The sequence below is a fragment of the Streptomyces sp. NPDC002671 genome, from assembly GCF_053592475.1.
Genome location: NZ_JBSFVU010000002.1, coordinates 289,953 through 310,423, shown reverse-complemented (window position 1 = coordinate 310,423; position 20,471 = coordinate 289,953). Strand labels below are relative to the sequence as shown.

The 20,471-nt window shown below is 70.1% G+C and carries 15 protein-coding genes; 8 read left to right on the top strand and 7 right to left on the bottom strand.

Annotation, left to right across the window (positions count from 1 at the left end):
* Positions 1-10: 10 nt before the first annotated feature.
* Positions 11-1,006: a magnesium/cobalt transporter CorA gene (gene corA / locus ACWD35_RS04160; protein WP_451349584.1), complete on the bottom strand. Its 996-nt coding sequence runs from the start codon at positions 1,004-1,006 to the stop codon at positions 11-13.
* A gap of 62 nt (positions 1,007-1,068) precedes the next feature.
* On the opposite strand from corA, the gene ACWD35_RS04155 reads away from it, so the two are divergent.
* The 4 genes from ACWD35_RS04155 to mshC all read left to right on the top strand — a co-directional run bounded on the left by ACWD35_RS04155 (position 1,069) and on the right by mshC (position 4,737).
* Positions 1,069-1,758 (top strand): histidine phosphatase family protein, encoded by a 690-nt coding sequence (locus ACWD35_RS04155; RefSeq protein WP_451349583.1) that lies wholly within the window; start codon positions 1,069-1,071, stop codon positions 1,756-1,758.
* Positions 1,759-1,883: 125 nt separating this feature from the next.
* On the top strand, positions 1,884-2,474 hold the full coding sequence (locus tag ACWD35_RS04150) for a DUF3090 domain-containing protein (protein WP_451349582.1): 591 nt from the start codon (positions 1,884-1,886) through the stop codon (positions 2,472-2,474).
* Entirely contained in the window at positions 2,438-3,307 is an 870-nt protein-coding gene (locus ACWD35_RS04145) for an SCO1664 family protein (RefSeq protein ID WP_451349581.1), read from the top strand. The genes ACWD35_RS04150 and ACWD35_RS04145 overlap by 37 nt, the downstream gene beginning before the upstream one ends.
* A gap of 200 nt (positions 3,308-3,507) precedes the next feature.
* Entirely contained in the window at positions 3,508-4,737 is a 1,230-nt protein-coding gene (gene mshC / locus ACWD35_RS04140) for a cysteine--1-D-myo-inosityl 2-amino-2-deoxy-alpha-D-glucopyranoside ligase (RefSeq protein ID WP_451349580.1), read from the top strand.
* Positions 4,738-4,796: 59 nt separating this feature from the next.
* Here mshC and ACWD35_RS04135 read toward each other — a convergent pair whose 3' ends face one another.
* The 5 genes from ACWD35_RS04135 to ACWD35_RS04115 all read right to left on the bottom strand — a co-directional run bounded on the left by ACWD35_RS04135 (position 4,797) and on the right by ACWD35_RS04115 (position 11,310).
* Complete coding sequence (locus tag ACWD35_RS04135; protein ID WP_451349579.1) at positions 4,797-5,780, bottom strand: PAC2 family protein; 984 nt, start codon at positions 5,778-5,780, stop codon at positions 4,797-4,799.
* A 287-nt stretch (positions 5,781-6,067) separates the two neighbouring features.
* Positions 6,068-7,684, bottom strand: coding sequence for an FAD-dependent oxidoreductase (locus ACWD35_RS04130; RefSeq protein WP_451349578.1), 1,617 nt, complete (start codon positions 7,682-7,684; stop codon positions 6,068-6,070).
* Between the two features lie 47 nt (positions 7,685-7,731).
* On the bottom strand, positions 7,732-9,270 hold the full coding sequence (gene glpK / locus ACWD35_RS04125) for a glycerol kinase GlpK (RefSeq protein WP_451349577.1): 1,539 nt from the start codon (positions 9,268-9,270) through the stop codon (positions 7,732-7,734).
* A gap of 98 nt (positions 9,271-9,368) precedes the next feature.
* The gene (locus tag ACWD35_RS04120; protein ID WP_451349576.1) at positions 9,369-10,163 is read right to left on the bottom strand and encodes an MIP/aquaporin family protein; all 795 of its coding nucleotides are present in this window, start codon (positions 10,161-10,163) and stop codon (positions 9,369-9,371) included.
* 382 nt (positions 10,164-10,545) lie between these two features.
* Positions 10,546-11,310 carry an IclR family transcriptional regulator gene (locus ACWD35_RS04115; RefSeq protein WP_451349575.1) on the bottom strand — a complete coding sequence of 255 codons (765 nt, stop codon included), beginning with the start codon at positions 11,308-11,310 and terminating at the stop codon, positions 10,546-10,548.
* A 295-nt stretch (positions 11,311-11,605) separates the two neighbouring features.
* Here ACWD35_RS04115 and metH point away from each other — a divergent pair, with 295 nt between their 5' ends.
* The 4 genes from metH to ACWD35_RS04095 all read left to right on the top strand — a co-directional run bounded on the left by metH (position 11,606) and on the right by ACWD35_RS04095 (position 19,733).
* The gene (gene metH / locus ACWD35_RS04110; protein ID WP_451349574.1) at positions 11,606-15,124 is read left to right on the top strand and encodes a methionine synthase; all 3,519 of its coding nucleotides are present in this window, start codon (positions 11,606-11,608) and stop codon (positions 15,122-15,124) included.
* A 217-nt stretch (positions 15,125-15,341) separates the two neighbouring features.
* Positions 15,342-16,082 (top strand): HAD family hydrolase, encoded by a 741-nt coding sequence (locus ACWD35_RS04105; protein WP_451349573.1) that lies wholly within the window; start codon positions 15,342-15,344, stop codon positions 16,080-16,082.
* 399 nt (positions 16,083-16,481) lie between these two features.
* On the top strand, positions 16,482-18,086 hold the full coding sequence (locus ACWD35_RS04100; protein WP_451349572.1) for an ABC transporter substrate-binding protein: 1,605 nt from the start codon (positions 16,482-16,484) through the stop codon (positions 18,084-18,086).
* 66 nt (positions 18,087-18,152) lie between these two features.
* Positions 18,153-19,733, top strand: coding sequence for an ABC transporter substrate-binding protein (locus tag ACWD35_RS04095; RefSeq protein ID WP_451349571.1), 1,581 nt, complete (start codon positions 18,153-18,155; stop codon positions 19,731-19,733).
* A gap of 62 nt (positions 19,734-19,795) precedes the next feature.
* On the opposite strand, the gene ACWD35_RS04090 is transcribed toward ACWD35_RS04095, so the two are convergent.
* Positions 19,796-20,467: a response regulator transcription factor gene (locus ACWD35_RS04090; protein WP_365703869.1), complete on the bottom strand. Its 672-nt coding sequence runs from the start codon at positions 20,465-20,467 to the stop codon at positions 19,796-19,798.
* Between the last annotated feature and the right edge of the window lie 4 nt (positions 20,468-20,471).

Here is a 20,471-nt window from a genome sequence, read left to right as displayed (position 1 = left end):
ATGCCACGGGTCACAGCCAGCCACGCCGCTTGAACATGCGGTACAGCAGCACCTCCAGGGCGGCCATCGCCAGGATCACCGCCGGGTACGCCCACAGCCAGTGCAGCTCGGGCATGTGGTCGAAGTTCATGCCGTAGATCCCCGCGATCATCGTGGGGATCGCCGCCATCGCCGCCCACGCGGAGATCTTCCGCATGTCGTCGTTCTGCCGCACGCTCATCTGCGCCAGATGCGCCGCCAGGATGTCCGACACCAGCCGGTCCAGGGCCTCGATGGACTCGTTCACGCGCGCGAGGTGGTCGAGGACGTCACGGAAGAACGGCCGCGCCTTGTCGTCCACGAAGGGCAGCCCGGCGCCGAACTGGCCGGTGCCGGCCAGCCGGGTCAGCGGCAGCGCCAGCGGCCCGGTGGCCCGCCGGAACTCCAGGATCTGCCGCTTGAAGGTGTAGATCCGGGACGCGGTGTGCCGTGAGCCGCCGCCCTCCGGCCGGAACACCTCCGCCTCCAGCTCCTCCAGGTCGGTCGCCAGCTCCGTCGCCACCTCCAGGTAGTGGTCGACGGTGGCGTCGGAGATCGCGTACATCACGGCGGTGGTGCCCTTGCCCAGCATCTCCGGCTCCTCCTCCAGCCGGTGCCGTACGGCGGCCAGCGGGGAGGCCTCACCGTGCCGGACGGTCACCACGAAGCAGTCGCCGATGAAGACCATGATCTCGCCGGTGGTGACGGTGTCGCTGTGGGGCTCGTACACGACCGGTTTCAGGACCATGAACAACGAGTCGGCGTACACCTCCAGCTTGGGCCGCTGATGCGCCTTGAGCGCGTCCTCGACCGCCAGCGGATGCAGTCCGAACTCCTCGGTGACCAGGTCGAACTCCCGCTCCGAGGGTTCGTACAGCCCGATCCACACGAACCCGCCGGCCGCCCGCGCCTCGGCGAGCGCGTCGGACAGGTCGTCCGGGGCCTCGGTGCGGTGCCCATGCCGGTAGACGGCGCAGTCGACGATCACGGAGCGCATTCTCCCGTCGCCCGCCCGCCCCCGCATCTCGGAGTGCGCCTACCCTGGGCCGCATGCCCACGCTGATCCTCGTAAGGCACGGACGTTCCACCGCCAACACCTCGGGTGTGCTCGCCGGGTGGACCCCCGGCGTCGCCCTGGACGAGCGCGGGGCCGCACAGGCCGCCGCACTGCCCGGACGCCTCCAGGCGCTGCCCATCGCCGAGGTCGTCGCCAGCCCTCTCCAGCGCTGCCAGGAGACCATCCGGCCACTGCTCGACGCCCGCCCCGGACTGCGCGCCCACACCGACGAGCGCATCGGCGAGTGCCACTACGGCGACTGGTCCGGCCGCAAGCTCGCCGAGCTGGCGGACGAACCGCTGATGGAGGTCGTACAGGCGCACCCGTCGGCCGCCGCCTTCCCCGGCGGGGAGTCCATGCGGGCCATGCAGACCCGCGCCGCCGAGGCCGTACGCGAGTGGAACGCGCGCGTGGAGCGCGACCACGGCGCCGACGCCGTCTACCTCATGTGCTCCCACGGCGACATCATCAAGTCCCTCGTCGCCGACGCGCTCGGGCTCCACCTCGACCTCTTCCAGCGGATCTCCGTGGAACCGTGCTCCGTCACCGCCATCCGCTACACCCGCCTCAGGCCGTTCCTCGTCCGCCTCGGGGACACCGGAGACCTCGCCTCCCTCGCCCCGCGCGAGGAAGCACCCCCAGGAGGCGACGCTCCGGTCGGAGGCGGTGCGGGCGCACCGTGATCGTCGCCCGCAGTAGGGTGAAGCGGTCCGCACAGTCGCGCTCACACGCGGCCCGTGCCGCCGAAACCCCCGACTGCTGAAACTTTCGCAACTCCCGCAACTCTCGAATCCAATGGAGACAGGACGTGTCCCGTCAGGTGTTCCTCTACGACCCGCCGGACCGTTTCGTGGCCGGCACGGTCGGACTGCCCGGACGCCGTACGTTCTTCCTCCAGGCCGCCGCAGGCTCCCGGGTGACCAGCGTGGTTCTGGAGAAGACCCAGGTCGCCGCGCTCGCCGAGCGCATGGACGAGCTGCTCGACGAGGTCGTACGGCGCAGCGGCGGCAGCGCCGCCGTGCCCGCCGTGGCGCCCACGGAGATCGCCGACACCGCCCCGTTGGACACCCCCGTCGAGGAGGAGTTCCGCGTCGGCACGATGGCCCTGGCCTGGGACGGCGAGGAACAGCGCATGATCGTCGAGGCGCAGGCCCTCGTGGAGCTGGACGCCGAGACCGAGGAGGACCTCGCCGAGGCCGAGGAGCGGCTGCTCCAGGACGAGGAGAACGGGCCCCCCATGCTGCGGGTCCGGCTGACCGGCGCGCAGGCCAGGGCCTTCGCCAAGCGCGCCCTCGACGTCGTCAACGCCGGAAGGCCGCCGTGCCCGCTGTGCAGCCTCCCGCTCGATCCGGAAGGACACGTATGTCCGCGCCAGAACGGATACCGCCGCGGAGCGTGACCGCCGCCGACGCAGGGGCTGACGCAGGGGCTGACGCGGCGGCCGACGCAGCCGCCGCCGACCTGCTCGCCCGCGGTGAGCTGACCGTCCGCGGCCGGATCCGCGAGGCCTCCAACGCGGCGCTGTTCTGCTCGGTCGCGTACGACGGCCAGGAAGCCGCCTGCGTGTACAAGCCCGTGGCCGGGGAGCGCCCGCTGTGGGACTTCCCCGACGGCACCCTCGCGGGCCGCGAGGTGGCCGCCTACGAGGTCTCCGAGGCCACCGGCTGGGGGCTCGTGCCGCCGACCGTGCTGCGCGACGGGCCGTACGGCGAGGGCATGTGCCAGCTGTGGATCGAGGCGAGCGCCGAGGCCGAGCTGCTCGCCCTGGTCGATGCCGAGGAGCCGGAGCCGGGCTGGAAGGCGATCGGTCTCGCCGACGTCGGCGAGGGCCGCACCGCGCTGCTCGTACACGCCGACGACGAACGGCTGCGCCGGCTCGCCGTCCTCGACGCGGTGATCAACAACGCCGACCGCAAGGGCGGCCACCTGCTCCCCACCGCCCAGGGCCGGCTCTACGGCATCGACCACGGGGTCGCCTTCAACGTCGAGGACAAGCTCCGCACCCTCCTGTGGGGGTGGGCCGGGGAACCGCTGACGGACGAGGCCGTCGACGTGCTCCAGGGGCTGTGCGAGAGCCTCAGCGAGGGCGGCGACCTGGCCGCGCGGCTGACGGGACTGATCACCCCGGCCGAGATCGCCGCCACGCGCGCGCGTGCCGAGGCGCTGCTCGCCACCGGGCTGCACCCGGAGCCGAGCGGACAGTGGCCGGCCATCCCGTGGCCGCCGGTGTGAGAACGGTGGCATGCGGTGTGAGAACGGTGGCATGCGGTGTGCGGACGACGGTGGTATGCCGGTGTCAGGAACGGTGTGGGGACACTGGTGTGAGAACGCCGGTGTGATCACATCGGCCGCGGATGCGCAAGAGTGCCTTACCGGCCAACCGGCCCGGTCCGGTTCGTATCCGCAACTCCGGTCCGGTTACGCTCATGTACATGCATGCCTGGCCCGCTTCCGAGGTCCCCGCCCTGCCTGGTCAGGGCCGCGACCTGAGGATCCACGACACCGCGACCGGCGGTCCGGTCACCCTGGACCCCGGTCCCGTCGCCCGTATCTACGTCTGTGGCATCACGCCGTACGACGCGACCCACATGGGGCACGCGGCGACCTACAACGCGTTCGACCTCGTGCAGCGCGTGTGGCTCGACACCAAGCGGCAGGTCCACTACGTCCAGAACGTGACCGACGTCGATGATCCGCTGCTGGAGCGCGCCAACCGCGACGGCCTCGACTGGGTCGCCCTCGCCGAGCGGGAGACGGCCCTCTTCCGCGAGGACATGACCGCCCTCAGGATGCTCCCGCCGCGGCACTACATAGGCGCCGTCGAGGCGATACCCGGCATCGTCCCGCTCGTGGAGCGGCTGCGCGAACTCGGCGCGGCCTACGAGCTGGACGGCGACATCTACTTCTCCGTCGAGTCCGACCCGCACTTCGGCGAGGTCTCGAACCTCGACGCGGCGGCGATGCGACTGCTGTCCGCCGAGCGCGGCGGCGACCCGGACCGTCCGGGCAAGAAGAACCCGCTGGACCCGATGCTGTGGATGGCGGCCCGCGAGGGCGAGCCCAGCTGGGACGGCGGCTCGCTCGGCCCCGGGCGCCCCGGCTGGCACATCGAGTGCGTGGCCATCGCCCTCGACCACCTCGGCATGGGCTTCGACGTCCAGGGCGGCGGCTCCGACCTCGCCTTCCCGCACCACGAGATGGGCGCCTCGCACGCCCAGGTGCTCACCGGCGAGTTCCCGATGGCCAAGGCCTACGTCCACGCCGGCATGGTCGCCCTGCACGGCGAGAAGATGTCCAAGTCCAAGGGCAACCTCGTCTTCATCTCGCAGCTGCGCCGCGACGGCGTCGACCCGGGCGCCATCCGGCTGGCCCTGCTCGCCCACCACTACCGCGCGGACTGGGAGTGGACCGACCAGGTGCTCGAGGACGCCATGGCCCGCCTCGGCCGCTGGCGTGCCGCCGTCTCCCGCCCCGACGGGCCGTCCGCCGACGCGCTCGTCGAGGAGATCCGCGAGGCCCTGGCCGACGACCTGAACGCGCCCGCCGCGCTCGCCGCCGTGGACCGCTGGGCGGCCCGCCAGGAGCAGGAGGGCGGCACCGACATCGGCGCCCCCGGCCTGGTCAGCCGGGCCGTGGACGCGCTGCTGGGCGTGGCCCTGTAGGCCGCACGGCATGACGAAGGGGCGGTTCCCCACCACGGGGAACCGCCCCTTCGCGCTGTTCAGTCCTCCGAGCTGTCCTCGTCGTCGCCCTTCGAACCGCCGGAGGCATCCGGCTTCGGCGGCCGGGTCCGGCCGCTCGGGTTGTCCCGCAGGTAGGAGCCGCCGTCCGCGCCGTCCGCCGTGGCGTGCCCGCCGGGCGGGTTCACGTCCCGGCGCCGCAGATACCGTTCGAACTCGCGGGCGATCGCCTCACCCGACGCCTCGGGCAGCTCCGCGGTGTCCCGGGCCTCCTCCAGCGTCTGGACGTACTCGGCGACCTCGCTGTCCTCGGCGGCCAGCTGGTCCACGCCCACCTGCCAGGCCCGCGCGTCCTCGGGCAGCTCGCCCTGCGGGATCCGCAGGTCCAGCAGGTCCTCCAGACGGTTGAGCAGCGCCAGGGTGGCCTTCGGGTTGGGCGGCTGGGAGACGTAGTGCGGCACGGCCGCCCACAGCGACACCGCCGGGACGCCCGCGTGCGTGCACGCCTCCTGCAGGACGCCGACAATGCCTGTCGGGCCCTCGTACTTGGTCTCCTCCAGGTCCATCCGGCGGGCCAGGTCCGGGTCGGAGGTCACCCCGCTCACCGGGACCGGACGCGTGTGCGGGGTGTCACCGAGCAGGGCGCCCAGGATGACCACCAGCTCCACTCCCAGCTCGTGCGCGAAACCGAGCAGCTCGTTGCAGAACGAGCGCCAGCGCATGGATGGTTCGATGCCGCGCACCAGCACCAGGTCGCGGGGCTTGTCGCCGCCGACCCGGACCACCGACAGCCGCGTCGTCGGCCATGTGATCTTTCGCACTCCGGCGTCCATGAACACCGTGGGGCGGTTCACCTGGAAGTCGTAGTAGTCCTCGGCGTCCAGCGCCGCGAACACCTCGCCCTTCCACTCGCGTTCCAGATGCGCGACCGCCGTGGAGGCGGCGTCGCCGGCATCGTTCCAGCCCTCGAACGCGGCCACCATGACTGGGTCGATCAGCTCGGGAACCCCCTCCAGCTCGATCACCCAGTGCCTCCTTCCGACGTGCCCTCGCTTGACGTCCCAACCTTACGGCGTCCGGCGGGGGCGCCCGCAGCCCCCTTGCGCGGGGCAGTGACCGGATCACTGCCCCGATCGCCGCCTCGGAACACCCACCGTCGACCGGGAGCCCCGGAGACGGTCACGGCCTCGGCGCAGGCGCACGCCAAGGGCGGCCCCGTCGGCAGGGGGCCGCCCTTGACAGCCTGTCAGGTCCCGCTTGCTGTCCTCGGATCCCGCTTCGAGGGACCCTCCGGTGCTCCTGCAGGCAGGTCCTACTTCTTGTCGAGCAGGTCCTGGACCTTGGCGCGGACCTCGTCGGTGGCAAGACCGCGGATGGTCAGCGTCGTACGGCGGCGCAGCACGTCGTCCGCCGTCTCGGCCCACTCGTTGTCCCGGGCGTAGACGACCTGCGCCCAGATCTCCGGGGCGTCCGGGTGGACGCGCTCGGCCAGCTCCGGGTTCTCGTTCGCCAGGCGGGCGATGTCGAAGGACAGGGAGCCGTAGTGGGTGGCCAGGTGCCTGGCGGTGTCGGCGGCCATGCGCGGGCCGGGCGCCGGGTGGTCCACCAGCAGCCGGTGGGCCACCGCGCGCGGGTTGGCGACACCGGGCAGCGGCAGCCGCTTCGGCAGCGAGGAGACGGGCTCGAAGTCGTCGCCGAGCGGGTGCCCGGGCAGCGCCTCCAGCTTCTTCATGATCGTGCGGCCGATGTGCCGGAAGGTGGTCCACTTGCCGCCCGCGATGGACAGCATGCCGCCCCTGCCCTCGGTCACCACGGTCTCGCGCTTGGCCTTGGCGGTGTCGCCGGGGCCGCCCGGCAGCACGCGCAGACCCGCGAAGGAGTAGGTGATCAGGTCACGGCTCAGCTGCTGGTCGCGGATGGAGAAGGCGGCCTCGTCCAGGATCTGGGCTATGTCCTTCTCGTTGACCGCGACGTCCGCCGGGTCGCCCTCGTACACCTCGTCGGTGGTGCCGAGCAGCAGCATGTCCTCCCAGGGGAGGGCGAAGGTGATGCGGTACTTGTCGATGGGGGTCGCGAGAGCGGCCTTCCACGGCGAGGTCCGCTTCAGGACCAGGTGCGCGCCCTTGGACAGACGGATGGACGGGGCCGAGTTCGGGTCCTCCATCCGGCGCAGGTGGTCGACCCAGGGGCCGGTCGCGTTCAGGACGAGCCGGGCGTTGACGCCGAACTCCTCGCCGGACAGCCGGTCGCGCAGCTCCGCGCCCGTCACCCGGCCCTTGGTGAAGCGCAGCCCGGTGACCTCGGCGTGGTTGAGTACGACCGCGCCCGCGTCGACGGCCGCGCGGACCGTCATCAGCGCCATACGCGCGTCGTTCATCTGACCGTCGCCGTACACGGCCACGGCCTTGAGGTTCTCGGTGCGCAGCTCGGGCACGTCCTGCGCCGCCTTGGCGGGGGAGAGCAGATGGCCCACGCCGTCACCGAAGGCGGAGAGCGCGGAGTAGGCGAAGACGCCCGCCCCGAGCTTCGCAGCGCCGTGCGGCCCGCCCTTGTACACGGGGAGGTAGAAGGTGAGCGGGTTCGCCAGGTGGGGAGCCACCTGGTGGGAAACCGCACGGCGCTCGAAGTGGTTCTCCGCCACCAGCTTCACCGCGCCGGTCTGCAGGTAGCGCAGACCGCCGTGGAGGAGCTTGGAGGAGGCGGAGGAGGTGGCACCGGCGAAGTCGCCGGAGTCGACCAGCGCCACCCTGAGCCCGGACTGCGCGGCGTGCCAGGCGGTGGAGATGCCCAGGATGCCGCCGCCGATCACAAGAAGGTCGTACGACGCCTTGGAGAGCTGCTCTCTGGTCTCGGCCCGGCTCGGGTTCGAGCCGGAGGCCGGGTGCGTCCCCAGGGCAGGCACGGACATCAGGGTGGTCTGACTGGTCATGTCGGGTACTTACTCCTCGTCAGAGCTGTCTGAGCGGTTCGGGCCGCTCAGTCCTCGTCCTCGATCCAGCCCATGGTCCGGTCGACGGCCTTGAGCCAGTTCTTGTACTCACGGTCGCGGGTCTCCGCGTCCATGTGGGGGGTCCACTCGGCGGCCCGGCGCCAGTTGGCGCGCAGCTCGTCGGTGCTGGACCAGAAGCCGACGGCGAGACCGGCGGCGTAGGCGGCGCCGAGGCAGGTGGTCTCGGCGACCATCGGGCGCACGACCGGTGCGTCCAGGACGTCGGCCAGGGTCTGCATCAGCAGGTTGTTGGAGGTCATGCCGCCGTCGACCTTCAGGGCCACCAGCTCGTCGCCGGAGTCCTTGACCATGGCGTCGGCGATCTCCCGCGTCTGCCAGGCGGTCGCCTCCAGGACGGCGCGCGCGAGGTGCGCCTTGGTGACGTACCGGGTCAGGCCGGCGATCACACCGCGGGCGTCGGAGCGCCAGTGCGGGGCGAACAGGCCCGAGAAGGCCGGCACGAAGTAGGCGCCGCCGTTGTCCTCGACCGAGAGCGCGAGCGTCTCGATCTCGGCGGCGGTGGAGATCAGGCCCATCTGGTCGCGCATCCACTGCACCAGCGAGCCGGTGACGGCGATCGAGCCCTCGAGGGCGTACACGGTCGGCTGGTCGCCGATCTTGTAGCCGACCGTGGTCAGCAGGCCCGCGTAGGAGTTGATGATCTTGTCACCGGTGTTCATCACCATGAAGGTGCCGGTGCCGTAGGTGGACTTGGTCTCGCCCTCGGCGAAGCAGGTCTGGCCGAACAGGGCCGCCTGCTGGTCGCCGAGCGCGGAGGCGACCGGGATGCCACCGAGCAGGTCGCCGAGCTTGCCGCCGGTGACCTCGCCGTAGACCTCGGCGGAGGAGCGGATCTCGGGCAGGATCTGCAGCGGCACGCCGATGGACTCGGCGATCTTCTCGTCCCACTGCATCGTGTGCAGATTCATGAGAAGGGTGCGGGAGGCGTTGGTGACGTCGGTGACGTGGTGGCCGCCGTTGACACCGCCGGTCAGGTTCCAGATGACCCAGGTGTCCATGGTGCCGAAGAGGATGTCGCCCGCCTCGGCGCGCTCACGCAGGCCCTCGACGTTGTCGAGCAGCCAGCGGGCCTTCGGGCCGGAGAAGTACGACGCGAGCGGCAGGCCGGTCTCGCGGCGGAAACGGTCCTGCCCGACGTTGCGGCCCAGCTCCCGGCAGAGGGCGTCGGTGCGGGTGTCCTGCCAGACAAGGGCGTTGTGGACGGGCTCACCGGTGTTCTTGTCCCACAGCACGGTGGTCTCGCGCTGGTTGGTGATACCGATGGCCTTGATGTCGTCACGGGTGATGCCGGCCTTCTGCATGGCCCCGGCGACGACTTCCTGGACGTTGGTCCAGATCTCGTTGGCGTTGTGCTCGACCCAGCCCGGCTTCGGGAAGATCTGCTCGTGCTCCTTCTGGTCGACGGAGACGATACGGCCGTCCCGGTCGAAGACGATGCAGCGCGAAGAGGTCGTGCCCTGGTCGATGGCGGCGATGAAGGGGCCTGCGGTGTGGGCGTCGGTCACTGTGTGCTCCTGAAAGATCCGTGGTGGTGGGGCTTTACGTACGGCGCGTGCTCGAAAGGTCGGTGCTTCTGGGCTTCTCGGCCTTATGAACCGGCTTCTTAAGCGAAGGCGACGTTGTAGATGCCTGCGGCGATGGCGGCGCCGATCAGCGGACCGACCACCGGGATCCAGGCGTAGCTCCAGTCGGAGCCGCCCTTGTTGGGCAGGGGCAGCAGGGCGTGCACGATGCGCGGACCGAGGTCACGGGCCGGGTTGATCGCGTAGCCGGTCGGGCCGCCGAGCGACAGACCGATGCCGACGACCACCAGCGAGGTGATCAGGGCACCGAGGGTGCCCAGGCCGTTGCCGTTGTCGTTCAGGCCCTGCGTGAGGACGGCGAGCACCAGCACGATGGTGCCGATGATCTCCGTGGCGAGGTTCTGCACCACGTTCCGGATCTCCGGACCGGTGGAGAAGACACCGAGGACCGGGCCTGCGCCCTTCTCCGCGGCCTCGACGGCCTTGGCCGCCGTGGCCTGCGCGCCCGGACCGCCGACGATCTCCTTGTCGGTGAGGTGGGCGTGGAACTGGCCGTAGTAGGCGATCCAGACCAGGGTCGCGCCGATCATGGCGCCGAGCAGCTGACCGCCCCAGTAGGCGGGCAGGTTGCTGAAGTCCTTGTCCTTGATCGCGAGCGCGAGCGTCACGGCCGGGTTCAGATGGGCGCCGGAGAGCGGCGCCGAGGTGTAAACGGCCGTCAGAACGGCGAAACCCCACCCGAAGGTGATGGCGAGCCAACCGGCGTTACGGGCCTTGGAGGCCTTCAGCGTGACCGCGGCACAGACGCCGCCGCCGAGCAGGATGAGTATGGCGGTACCGATGGTCTCGCCGATGAAGATGTCGGAGCTGGACACCCGCGACTCCTTTGTCCTTCGTCCAGGGTTAGCCGAACCCCGGGTCCCTCCGGGGGTCTGGCGCCCTCGGGGGTGAGAGCGAATCCGGCCTCTGGCGTTGCCACACTCTAGCGCGTATTGCCGGTAGGTGTTCGACAATGCCGACCGATGGACGGGAGTCTTGCTTCGGCGTTACGTATGCGTCAAGGGTTCTCTTGTCGAAAACAGGATCGTTATTGATCGGCGAGGCTTATCGATCTTGTGCGGGTCCGGTATGCGATTTGATCGTTTTCGTTCATTTCAGAGCATGGCGAAAGCCGGAACGCCGCCCGGCGTCCCGGTCATCCCCCAAAAAACGAGCGTTCGGCACTCGCGCGGCGCCCATGCGGCGCTCGCCCGGCGCTCAGAACCGGCTCGCGCCCAGGTCCCTGGAGACGGCGCGGGCACAGTCGCGCACCGCCGCGATCAGCTCGGGGCGCACCTCTCCGTCCCGGCACAGCCGCTCCACGGCGCCCGTGATCCCGACCGCCCCCACGGGCATGCGTCGCCGGTCGTGGATGGGCGCGGCGATGGACGCCACGCCCTCCCAGGTCTCCTCCACGTCCGACGCGTACCCACGCGCGCGCGTGACGTCGAGGAGGTTCTCGAAGTCGCCCAGGTCGCACACGGTGCGGTCCGTGAACGCCTTCCGGTCGCTGTCCAGGGCCTCGCTGTGCGCCACCGGGTCGTACGCCGACAGCACCTTGCCCAGTGCCGTGGAGTGCAGCGGCTGCATCGCCCCGATCTCCAGCACCTGCCGGCTGTCGTCGGGCCGGAACACGTGGTGCACGATCAGCACGCCCTGCTGGTGCAGGACGCCCAGGTACACGCTCTCCCCGCTGGACCGGGCCAGGTCGTCCGTCCACACCAGGGCCCGCGCGCGCAGCTCGTGCACGTCCAGGTAGGTGGTGCCCAGGCGCAGCAGCTCCGCGCCCAGCTGGTAGCGCCCGGAGGCGTCGTCCTGCTCCACGAACCCCTCCTGCTGGAGGGTGCGCAGGATGCCGTGGGCCGTGCCCTTGGCGAGGCCCAGCGACGAGGCGATGTCCGACAGGCCGAGCCGCCGCTCGCCGCCCGCGAGCAACCGCAGCATCGCCGCCGCCCGTTCGAGCGACTGGATGTTCCGTGCCATCGCCGTCCTGCCTCCGTCCCCTTCGACTGCCGACGGACGTTTTCGTCAGCGCCGTTCGGCAATGTCGAACACTATCGTTCCATGGCGACCTCCCGCTAATGGATCGGCCGACCCCTGTTCCCTCACGCGTGACCTGGGCGTGGCACACCGGCCCCCCGTCCGCATGCCACGCGTCCGCCTCGTGGACGCCGGTCCCCATCCAAGCCCACTCCCGGTTACTCTGACGCCGTGCGGCAGCCCGGCATGTTCCGGGAAGCCGCATAGCCGACAGCCGTCGCATCCCAGGGAGCCCTTCATGGCCGCGTTGCCACCGTCCCCTTCCGCCGCCGACAGCCGGACCCGTGCGTCCGCGCTCCGGGAGGCGCTCGCCACACGTGTGGTGGTCGCCGACGGAGCCATGGGCACCATGCTCCAGGCGCAGGAACCGACGCTCGAGGACTTCCAGCACCTTGAGGGCTGCAACGAGATCCTCAACCTCACCCGCCCCGACATCGTCCGCTCCGTCCATGAGGCGTACTTCGCCGTGGGCGTCGACTGCGTCGAGACCAACACCTTCGGGGCGAACCACTCCGCGCTCGGCGAGTACGAGATCTCCGAACGCGTGTACGAGCTGTCCGAGGCGGGCGCCCGGGTGGCCCGCGAGGTCGCCGACGAGTTCACCGCCAAGGACGGCCGCGACCGCTGGGTCCTCGGCTCCATCGGCCCCGGCACCAAGCTGCCCACCCTCGGCCACGCCCCCTACACCATCCTGCGCGACGCCTACCAGCAGAACGCCGAGGGTCTGGCCGCCGGCGGCGCCGACGCGCTCCTGGTGGAGACCACCCAGGACCTGCTCCAGACCAAGGCCGCCGTCCTCGGCTCCCGCCGCGCCCTCGACGCCCTCGGCCTGAACCTGCCGCTGATCGTCTCGGTGACCGTCGAGACCACCGGCACCATGCTCCTCGGCTCCGAGATCGGCGCGGCCCTCACCGCCCTGGAGCCGCTCGGCATCGACATGATCGGCCTGAACTGCGCCACCGGTCCGGCCGAGATGAGCGAACACCTGCGCTACCTGGCCCGCAACGCGCGCATCCCGCTGTCCTGCATGCCCAACGCGGGCCTGCCGGTCCTCGGCAAGGACGGCGCCCACTACCCGCTGACCGCGCCCGAGCTGGCCGACGCCCAGGAGACCTTCGTCCGCGAGTACGGCCTCTCGCTCGTCGGCGGCTGCTGCGGCACGACCCCCGAGCACCTGCGCCAGGTCGTCGAGCGCGTCCAGGGCCTCACCCCGCCCGCGCGCGACCCCCGCCCCGAGCCGGGCGCCGCCTCCCTCTACCAGTCGGTGCCGTTCCGGCAGGACACGTCGTACCTGGCCATCGGCGAGCGGACCAACGCCAACGGCTCCAAGAAGTTCCGCGAGGCCATGCTGGCGGCCCGCTGGGACGACTGCGTGGAGATGGCGCGCGACCAGATCCGCGAGGGCGCGCACTTGCTCGACCTGTGCGTGGACTACGTCGGCCGTGACGGCGTCGCCGACATGGCGGAGCTGGCGGGCCGGTTCGCCACCGCCTCCACGCTGCCGATCGTGCTGGACTCCACCGAGGTCGACGTCATCGAGGCGGGTCTGGAGAAGCTGGGCGGCCGTGCGGTCATCAACTCGGTGAACTACGAGGACGGTGACGGTCCGGAGTCCCGTTTCGCGAAGGTCACGAAGCTGGCCCGCGAGCACGGCGCCGCGCTGATCGCGCTGACCATCGACGAGGAGGGCCAGGCCCGCACCCCGGAGAAGAAGGTCGAGATCGCCGAGCGGCTGATCGACGACCTGAGCGGGAACTGGGGCATCCGTGAGGAGGACATCCTCGTCGACTGCCTCACCTTCACCATCTGCACGGGCCAGGAGGAGTCCCGCAAGGACGGCATCGCCACGATCGAGGCGATCCGCGAGCTGAAGCGGCGTCACCCGGCGGTGCAGACCACGCTGGGCCTGTCGAACATCTCCTTCGGCCTCAACCCGGCCGCCCGCATCCTGCTCAACTCCGTCTTCCTGGACGAGTGCGTGAAGGCGGGCCTGGACTCGGCCATCGTGCACGCCTCCAAGATCCTGCCGATCGCCCGCTTCGAGGAGGAGCAGGTCCGGACGGCGCTCGACCTGATCCACGACCGCCGGGCCGAGGGCTACGACCCCCTCCAGAAGCTCATGCAGCTCTTCGAGGGCGCCACCGCGAAGTCCCTCAGGGCCGGCAAGGCCGAGGAGCTGGCCGCGCTGCCGCTGGAGGAGCGCCTGAAGCGGCGCATCATCGACGGCGAGCGCAACGGCCTGGAGGCCGACCTGGACGAGGCCCTCCAGGACCGGCCCGCCCTCGACATCGTCAACGACACCCTGCTGGACGGCATGAAGGTCGTCGGCGAGCTGTTCGGCTCCGGCCAGATGCAGCTGCCGTTCGTCCTCCAGTCCGCCGAGGTCATGAAGGCGGCCGTCGCCCACCTCGAACCGCACATGGAGAAGTCGGACGCCGAGGGCAAGGGCACGATCGTGCTGGCCACGGTGCGCGGTGACGTGCACGACATCGGCAAGAACCTGGTCGACATCATCCTGTCCAACAACGGCTACAACGTCGTCAACCTGGGCATCAAGCAGCCGGTCTCGGCGATCCTGGAGGCGGCCGAGGAGCACCGCGCGGACGTCATCGGTATGTCCGGCCTGCTGGTCAAGTCCACGGTGATCATGAAGGAGAACCTGGAGGAGCTGAACCAGCGCGGCCTCGCCGCCCGCTTCCCGGTCATCCTGGGCGGGGCCGCCCTCACCCGCGCCTACGTCGAGCAGGACCTGCACGAGATCTACGAGGGCGAGGTCCGCTACGCCCGCGACGCCTTCGAGGGCCTGCGCCTGATGGACGCCCTCATCGGTGTCAAGCGGGGAGTGCCCGGCGCCAAGCTGCCCGAGCTCAAGCAGCGCCGGGTCCGCGCCACGCCCGCCGTCGAGGTCCAGGAGCGCCCGGAGGAGGGCAGCGTCCGCTCCGACGTCGCCACCGACAACCCCGTGCCCACCCCGCCCTTCTGGGACACCCGCGTCATCAAGGGCATCCAGCTCAAGGAGTACGCCTCCTGGCTGGACGAGGGCGCCCTGTTCAAGGGCCAGTGGGGCCTCAAGCAGGCCCGCACCGGTGAGGGGCCGACGTACGAGGAACTGGTCGAGACCGAGGGCCGGCCGCGGCTGCGCGGCCTGCTCGACCGGCTCCAGACCGACAACCTGCTGGAGGCGGCCGTCGTCTACGGCTACTTCCCCTGCGTGTCCAAGGACGACGACCTGATCATCCTGGACGAGGACGGCAACGAACGCACCCGCTTCACCTTCCCGCGCCAGCGGCGGGGCCGCCGGCTGTGCCTGGCGGACTTCTTCCGCCCGGAGGAGTCGGGCGAGACCGACGTCGTCGGCCTCCAGGTCGTCACCGTCGGCTCCCGCATCGGTGAGGAGACGGCCAAGCTGTTCGAGGCCAACTCCTACCGCGACTACCTCGAACTGCACGGCCTGTCCGTCCAGTTGGCCGAGGCCCTCGCCGAGTACTGGCACGCCCGGGTCCGCGCCGAGCTGGGCTTCGGCGGGGAGGACCCGAGCGCCATCGAGGACATGTTCGACCTGAAGTACCGGGGGGCCCGCTTCTCCCTCGGCTACGGCGCCTGCCCCGACCTCGCGGACCGCGCCAAGATCGCCGGACTCCTCAAGCCCGAGCGGATCGGCGTCCACCTGTCCGAGGAGTTCCAGCTGCACCCCGAGCAGTCCACGGACGCGATCGTGATCCACCACCCCGAGGCGAAGTACTTCAACGCCCGCTGACACCCCGGTGCCCCCCCGGCCGGCACCCCTTCGCCCAGGGCGTCGAGGGCGCACCGAAGGCCCTCCTGGCCTGCGGCGGGGGTTTTTCAGGGGTACCCCAGGGCTCCAGGGATAAACAAGGGCGTTTCGGCGTCCTGAGACGTACACTGGTCGGCCCATCGCAGGCCGGTTCCCGCTAGGGAGCCGGCCTGATCGTCCCTCAAGGAGGTGCGCCCGGATGACCAGCACGGTCCCCGCGCAAGGAACCCTTCCCCAGGCTGTCGGCACCGCTCGGGCAGCCGAGCCCCGTATCGCCGAGGACTCCGTCCTGGAGGCGGTGCTCCTCGACATGGACGGCACCCTGGTGGACACCGAGGGCTTCTGGTGGGACGTCGAGGTCGAGGTCTTCGCTGCCCTCGGCCACACCCTGGACGAGTCCTGGCGGCATGTCGTGGTCGGCGGTCCGATGACCCGCAGTGCCGGCTTCCTCATCGAGGCCACCGGCGCCGACATCACGCTCGACGACCTCACCGTGCTGCTCAACGAGGGCTTCGAGGACCGTATCGGCCGCGCCCTGCCGCTGATGCCGGGCGCCGCCCGGCTGCTCGCCGAACTCCGCGAGCACGCCGTCCCGACCGCACTGGTCTCCGCCTCCCACCGGCGCATCATCGACCGCGTGCTCACCGTGCTGGGCCCGCACCACTTCGACCTGTCCATCGCCGGCGACGAGGTCTCGCGCACCAAGCCCTACCCCGACCCGTATCTGCTCGCCGCCGCCGGACTCGGCGTGAACCCGGTCCGCTGCGCCGTGGTCGAGGACACCCTCACCGGCGTCACCGCCGCCGAGGCCGCGGGCTGCCGCGTGGTCGCCGTACCCTCCGTCGCCCCCATCGCCCCGGCCGAGCGGCGCACCGTCGTCACCTCACTCGAAGAGGTCGACCTGCCATTTCTGCGCGGCCTGATGACGAAAATGCGCTAGCTGGACAGAATTCCGGAGAAGTACACCCACGGGAATTACAAGCAGGGCGACCGGCCGAATTCCGGTAACCGCCGCGCCAGTTGAAAGGTGTGACGTTCACCACTCCGGGCGGTCTCGACAACGTTGCCCAAGTGTGCTGACCCGCCCCGCTCCAGGGGAAGGGGCGTGCCCTTGTGTCCCGATTGGTGGAAGGCTGCACGAATCCTGCCGCTGTCGGGTGTTCGGTCTGTCCACAGCCGGTTTCACTGCGTGAGGGGGGCTCAACTCACACGACTGTGAACCGCCGTGCGGGCGCGGACTAATCTCATCGCGAGAACATCGCAGCAACCCCCCGTGATCCGCCGCACCACCCCTGCATGCCGGGTACACGGACCCGAACAGCTCTGGAGAAACTCCCGCATGAACCGCAAGACTTTGGTGCTGCCGGCGGTGGCCGGCCTGCTCACGCCGGTTCTCGCCGCGTGCGGCGGATCCGGCAGCGGGAGCAAGAGCGGCGACGCCATCGTCGTAGGTACCACGGACCGGTTCACCGTCACCCACGACGCCCCGGCACCCCTCGACCCCGCCTACGCATACGACGTCAACACCTGGAACATCCTGCGCCAGACGGTGCAGACCCTGATGGCCCAGCCCAAGGGCGAGGGCGACCCCGTGCCGGACGCCGCCGAGAGCTGCGCCTTCACCGACAGCGGCAGCGAGCGCTACGCCTGCAAGCTGCGCGACGGCCTGAAGTTCGCCAACGGCGACAAGGTCACCGCCGACACGGTCAAGTACTCCATCGAGCGTGCCCTGCACCTCAAGGCCGACAGCGGCGTCTCCGCCCTGCTGAACACCATCGACACGATCGAGACCCAGGGCGACCGCGAGGTCATCTTCCACCTGAAGACGGCCGACGCCACCTTCCCGTACAAGCTGTCCACGCCGGTCGCCGGCATCGTCGACCCCAAGAACTACGCCCAGGACAAGCTGCGCGACGGCTTCGAGGCCGACGGCTCCGGCCCCTACACCTTCCAGGCCGACGTCAAGGACAACGCGATCGTCAGCGCCACCTTCACCAGGAACCCGGACTACAAGGGCGCCGTGGAGATCAACAACGACAAGGTCGTGATGCGCTCCTACGCCGACGCGGACGCCATGGGCGACGCGATCGACAAGGGCGACATCGACGTCATGTCCCGCACCATGTCCCCGGCGCAGATCCAGAAGCTGGACGCGGGCACCGACGACAAGGTCGACCTGGTCGGCATGTCCGGCCTGGAAATCCGCTACCTGGCCTTCAACACCAACGCGCCCACGGTCAAGACCAAGGCCGTCCGCCAGGCCATGGCCCAGATCGTCAACCGCGGCGAACTCGTCTCCAAGGTCTACGGCACCCAGGCCGAGCCCCTGTACTCGTTGGTCCCCGCCACGGTCATCGGCCACTCCAACTCGTTCTTCAACAAGTACGGCAACCCCAGCGCCGCCAAGGCCAAGGACCTGCTGACCAGGGCCGGCATCACCACCCCGGTGAAGCTGACCCTGCACTACACCACCGACCACTACGGCTCGGCCACCAAGCAGGAGTTCGAGGTCCTGCAGAAGCAGCTCAACGACAGCGGTCTGTTCGACGCGAGCATCCAGGGCCACCCCTGGGAGACCTTCCGGCCCGCCGAGCAGAAGGGCCAGTACGACGTCTACGGCATGGGCTGGTTCCCCGACTTCCCGGACGCCGACAACTTCCTGGCGCCCTTCCTCGACAAGGACAACTTCCTCGGCTCGCCGTACTCCAACACCACGATCCAGCGGACGCTGATCCCGGAGTCCCGTCGCGACGCCGACCGGCTCAGCGCCAGCAAGAGCCTGACCCAGATTCAGGACACCGTCGCCGACGACGTCCCCGTGCTGCCCCTGTGGCAGGGCAAGCAGTACGTCGCCGCACGGGGCGATGTGACGGGCGTCGCCTACGCGCTCAACTCCTCCTCGACGCTCCAGCTGTGGGAGCTCGGCCGCGGTGTGAGCGGCTGACGGCTCTCCCCCTCGGGGCCAGGACGGCGGCCCCGGACCTGACGAACCGACGACAAGGCACATGCAGTGAACATGCGCAACCAGTGGCCGGTCCTGCCCATCGTGGCAGGGCTGGCCTCCGGCCTGTTGACCGGCTGCGGCTCGGAGACCGGTGGCTCCGGGGGCACCGGCTCCACCGTGGTGATGGGGATGTCCGACGACGTCCTCGCCACGGACCCGGCCTCCGGCTACGACCCCGGCTCCTGGCTGTTGTTCAACAACGTCTTCCAGTCCCTGCTCAGTTTCCCCAAGGGAGCCACGGAACCCCAGCCCGAGGCGGCGAAGGACTGTGCCTTCACCGACTCCCAGGCCACGGTCTACAAGTGCGAGCTCAAGGACGACCTGAAGTTCAGCAACGGTGACGACCTCACCTCCGAGGACGTGAAGTTCTCCTTCGACCGCATGCTGAAGATCAACGACTCCGCGGGCCCCGCCATCATGTTCCCGCTGCTCGACAAGGTCGAGACGCCGGACGCGAAGACCGTCGTCTTCAAGATGAAGGCCCCCGACGCCACCTTCCCCAGCAAGATCGCCTCCGGTGCCGGCTCCATCGTCGACCACCGGCAGTACGACGCGAACGGGCTGCGCAGCGACGGCAAGGCGGTCGGCTCCGGCCCCTACAAGCTGGACTCCTTCGACAAGGACAAGGCCGTCTTCTCCGTCAACGGGAACTACAAGGGCACCGCCGACACCAAGAACTCCGGCGTCACCATGAAGTTCTTCCACGACGACCGCAGCGGCCTGAAGAAGGCCCTCCTCGACGGCGACATCGACATCGCCTACCGAGGCCTGACCGCCTCCGACATCGCCGACATCGAGAACCAGGACGGCAGCAAGGGCGCCGAGGTCGTCGAGGGCACCAGCGCCGAGGTCCAGCACCTGGTCTTCAACATGAAGGACCCGGTCGCCGGCAAGCTCGGCGTGCGCAAGGCCATGGCCTACCTCATCGACCGCGACGCCCTGATCAAGAACGTCTACCAGGGCACCGCCACCCCGCTGTACTCGATCATCCCGGCGGGCATCGCCGGCCACAACACGGCCTTCTTCGACACCTACGGCGCCCGCCCCTCCCGGGACAAGGCCGCCACCGCGCTGCGGGCCGACGGCATCACCGGCAAGGTGAAGCTCACCCTGTGGTCCACGCCCTCCCGCTACGGCCCCGCCACCGACGAGGAGCTGAAGGCCATCGCCGGCCAGCTCAACGCCAGCGGGCTGTTCGAGGCCGACGTCAAGTCCGTCTCCTTCGACCAGTACGAGAAGGACATCGCCGCCGGCAAGTACGGCGTCTACGTGAAGGGCTGGGTGCCCGACTACCCGGACGCCGACAACTTCACCGCGCCCTTCTTCGGCAAGGGCAACGTGCTGGACAACAACTACACCAACCGCACCATCACCGGCGCCCTCATCCCGCACACGGCCGCACAGAGCGACCGCGGCGCGACCGACCAGGACTTCAGCCGGCTTCAGGACATCGTCGCCGACGAACTGCCCGTCCTGCCGGTCTGGCAGGCCAAGCAGTACGCGGTCGTCCGCGACGGCGTCTACGGCCTGGAGTACTGCCTGGACGCCTCGACGGTGTTCCGGTTCTGGGAACTCAGCAAGGGCTGACGCCGCATGCGCCGAGGGCGCCCTTCCCACCTGGGAGGGGCGCCCTCGTGCGTCCGTGCCGTCTACTGGGCGCCGGGACGCACCAGCCCGCTCTCGTACGCGTACACAGCGGCCTGCACCCGGTCCCTGAGGCCCAGTTTCGTCAGCACATGCCCGACGTGCGTCTTGACGGTGGTCTCGCTGACGAACAGGTCCGCCGCGATCTCCGCGTTCGACAGACCGCGCGCCACCAGCTTCAGCACCTCCACCTCGCGGTCGGTGAGCGTGTGCAGGGTGTCCGGCACCGGCTCCTCGCCCGAGGGCAGATGCGTCGCGTACTTGTCCAGCAGCCGGCGCGTGATGCTCGGCGCCAGCATCGCCTCGCCCGCCGCCACGACCCGGATCGCCTGCACCAGCTCGTCGGCGGGCGCGTCCTTCAGCAGGAAGCCGCTCGCCCCCGCGCGCAGCGCCTCCACCACGTACTCGTCCAGGTCGAACGTGGTCAGCACCAGCACCTTCGCCGGACCGTCCCGGCCGGGCCCGGTGATCTGCCGGGTGGCCTCCACCCCGTCCATCCGGGGCATACGGATGTCCATCAGCACGACATCCGGCTGCAGGGCCCGCACCTGGTCGAGAGCCTGCAGGCCGTCACCGGCCTCGCCCACGACCGCGAGATCCTGCTCGGCCTCCAGGATCATCCGGAACCCGGTACGCAGCAGGGGCTGGTCGTCGACCAGTAGGACGCGGATGGCCACGTGA